At 46.3% G+C, this 255-nt stretch carries 1 protein-coding gene; it reads left to right on the top strand.

From position 1 onward, the window contains the following. Nucleotides 1-209 (top strand): T9SS type B sorting domain-containing protein (locus tag LOK78_RS16610; RefSeq protein ID WP_232635699.1); only part of this gene is annotated, 209 nt, incomplete at its 5' end. Between the last annotated feature and the right edge of the window lie 46 nt (nucleotides 210-255).

The raw sequence follows: 255 nt of genomic DNA, 5'->3' as shown, positions 1-255 counted from the left end.
GACCTGACTGTGTGGACAACTACCCGGACCTCGAGTTCTCGATTTTCGACAGGTACGGAAGAAAGATCGTCACACTTAAGGTCGGACAGAAATGGGACGGTAAGTACGACGGAAAGGAACTCCCTACAGGGGATTACTGGTACGTGGTTAACCTGAACAGCGCACAGGTGGACAAGGATTTTGTCGGACACTTTACTCTATATAGATAATGATAAACATGTAGCCCCACTACCCTAACAAAAACTGATGATTATG

This window comes from Mangrovimonas futianensis, assembly GCF_021245805.1.
Classification (GTDB): Bacteria; Bacteroidota; Bacteroidia; order Flavobacteriales; family Flavobacteriaceae; genus Mangrovimonas; species Mangrovimonas futianensis.
Note: the sequence above shows the minus strand (reverse complement) of the source record. Positions and strands in the feature narration are given on the sequence as shown.